Origin of the sequence: Maritalea sp. (genome assembly GCF_051251695.1) — a bacterium.
GTDB lineage: Bacteria > Pseudomonadota > Alphaproteobacteria > Rhizobiales > Devosiaceae > Maritalea.
The window spans coordinates 1-2,996 of record NZ_JBPOEU010000075.1; the positions used below are offsets into that span (position 1 = coordinate 1).

General features: G+C 50.7%; 1 protein-coding gene and 1 pseudogene. One reads left to right on the plus strand and one right to left on the minus strand.

The genetic code is table 11. From position 1 onward, the window contains the following. A partial coding sequence (locus ACSHWX_RS18035) for a VapE domain-containing protein (RefSeq protein ID WP_435669596.1) occupies positions 1 to 1,507 on the plus strand: 1,507 nt, incomplete at its 5' end. 734 nt (positions 1,508 to 2,241) lie between these two features. Here the strand turns inward: ACSHWX_RS18035 and ACSHWX_RS18040 are convergent. Next, positions 2,242 to 2,996 (minus strand): annotated as a pseudogene (locus ACSHWX_RS18040) (ATP-binding protein); the annotation flags it as partial.

Below are 2,996 nucleotides of genomic sequence, written 5' to 3' on the forward strand. Positions count from 1 at the left end.
AGTGTGGTCTGAAGTGATCATTTCAGGCAAGAACCCACCAGACAAGAATTACGGTTCGCGCTCGGAATTGGTTTTCGCTTCGGTTCTCTGGCTTCTGGGAAAAGATGTTGAGCCGGGTCATGTCCTGTCGATCATAACTCACCCCGACCTCGGCATTAGCGGGCACGTTCTGGATAATCCTAGCCCGCTGAAATACGGCCGTCGTCAGGTGGAACGCGGGCTTACTGTTCTTGAGTTGAGTCGCGGTGGTTGGCCCGTTGTGAACGAGGAGGGTTTTCCTGTCTCCAACCTTCCTGAGAACATCAGATATGCGTTCGGCCAAATCGGCGTGGACGCACAACGGAACAGATTCACACAAGCTGATGAAGTAACCGGATATCAACTTGATGGGCGTGACTTGAACGAAATCGCGGACATTCTGTGCAGCGTGTTTAGTCGGGAACTGAAGTTTGTGGCTGGTCCAGCCGCCATTAAAAGAGAACTGTTGGCCATTGCCCATGAACATCCCTACCACCCCGTGATCGACTATCTGGATGGTTTAGACTGGGACGGCACTCCGCGCATCGATCATTGGCTCGCGAACTACTGCAATGCAGAAGATACAGAGCTAAACGGTGAATTCGGCAGCAAGCTACTGGTAGCTGGTGTTCGGCGGATCAAACAACCGGGTGTCAAGTTCGACACCATGTTGGTTCTCGAAGGTTCTCAAGGCGCTGGTAAATCACAAATGGCAGCGTTGTTGGCGGTTCGCAGTGAATGGTTCTGTGGAAGCCTTGATCTGAAAAGCGATGACAAAACCAAAGCCGAGATGCTGGCGCGAGCGTGGATTGTCGAATGTCAGGAATTGGATGGTTTGAACAAGACAACCAGTCAAAACCTGAAAAAATTTCTGAGTACACCGACCGACACCTATCGGCGGGCCTATGGACGAGACTCGAACGAATACCGTCGTCACTGCATCATCTTGGGCACAACCAACGAAGTTGCCTATCTTCGTGACCTAACAGGAAATAGGAGGATATGGCCTGTCGAGGTAGCAGAAATTGACCTGGTTGGCTTCGCTGCAGATGTCAATCAGCTTTGGGCCGAAGCCGTGGTTCGGGAAAAAGAGGGTGGGTCCATCGTTTTGTCAGAACACCTGTGGGACGCGGCAAGAGAGTTGCAAACTGGTCGGATGGTGGAAGATGATTTTGCTAACGTACTTACCGATTTCCTAGAGGGTCGTGTTGGAAAGGTGTCTATGGACAGTTTGAAACTCCTTCTAGGACTCCAATCGACACGGAGATCTCACAACGACTTTCGACGTATCAAGACTGCGATGGAGAATATTGGTTGGGAGTACGGAACATTCCGGCTGCACGACGCAAATGGCAAAGATAAGCGGCCAAGGAAGGGCTTTGCACGCGGCAATGAAACCCAAAGAAAGCGAGAGGAAATAGCGGAAAATATCGGTTCTGGTGTGGGCCTCTACGTCTTGGACGAGTCCGGCACAAAAACGCCATTTTAGGTAATTCCGACGCGTGGGTAACCAGCACCGTTACCCACGCATTTTGCCAACCTTTTGCGCGCCACCACTGGGGGGACTTACTACCCCCTTTTTATATTGCTGCTATTCGACCAAAGTTACTGTTACAAGTTACATTTCCTGGTTGCCCAGGTTGGGGCTTACGCCCCCATTGGTTTTGTTGGGCTCAAAAATCATATGATTTTCATGATCATCTCCAACGAGCGCTCAGTCGTTCCTGCTGATATTGGCGACCGCTGTTGGCAGGTTTGGGTCGCCCTTTTTTTGCGTTGCTACGGCGGTCAGTAATTTTGCCTACATACCCTATACTACTTATATGGCTTTCATCCTTTTTCCCCTACTAAACAGGCCCGGGCAAATAGATGCATGGGGGCACTGTGTTGGCTGTTGGGTGGGGGTGCGGGCGTATGGGGCATAAAGCCCCTAGATGGATGCCTACGGACGTGTGGCAATGCCTTTGGGCCCTGCCCAACTAGCTTTCTGCTGGCGTTAGAAAGCAATTGGAAAGAGATAGCTTTAGATGTTGAGGGCGGAAACCGGTCATTCGCTGCAAGGTCGAGGCTATATTCTCAACGTTGTGATAGCCGACATTCAATCGGAAAAGCCACATCTGAGGCAAACACCTCAAATCGCTTGAATGGACATGTTCATAGCACGCGAAGTCACATGCCAAAAAAGGGGCGCGCATGGCACCATGGGAGGTATAGGTGACCACCCTATGAGCGCTTCAAATGTACCATGATATCGTTGGACCAGAATGGTTTTCCCACCGAGGAAATTATGTCGCGGTCATCAAGCCAACCGACAAGTTCGCTGTTTTGATTGGTCCTCTTGAGCGTAGGACGCGCATATCCAGTCTGGATACTGGAATATGGTTGAGGAAGCTGCGCCAAGACCTCACGAACCTCGGACTTGTCGAGCGTTTCGTGGAGAAGGTTGAGCAACTGGATCTGCGTGCTGACTGGCTCAGCGTTTACGATAATTGCTTTGACGATATCAGCAGAAAAAACGGGTAAGGCGGAACTTGTTTCCAAAAGGATCGGCCCGACAATACCGGCTCGCTTGGGAAGGCTGGGAAGCAAGCTTAGATCCATCAATTCGATAATCGCGCGTTTCTCATCATCAGAGACATCGGCGCCAAGCAACCTTTCACGGAAGTCGTCGTCGATCGAGAAAGCACTGGGGTCCTGAAGATACGAGGCTATGTTCTCAGCGACAAATGCCGTCTGAAGATCGACTTCGCCCTCAAGTGCGGCCAAGTTCCCAGCATCGAACGTGATACGTTGCTCTTCGATCAGAATCCGGCGCTTTTCGGTACTGATAGCTTCCGGAAATTTTTTGAACTCTTTTGGAAGTGCCTGAACATATGCCCGGTAAGTCTCATCTTGTAGATTATCTGCTTCGATCAGAAACTGACGGAGAGAATAAGCTTCTTTTGTGTCGGGGATTGGTGCTTCCAAAAGGGCTGAGC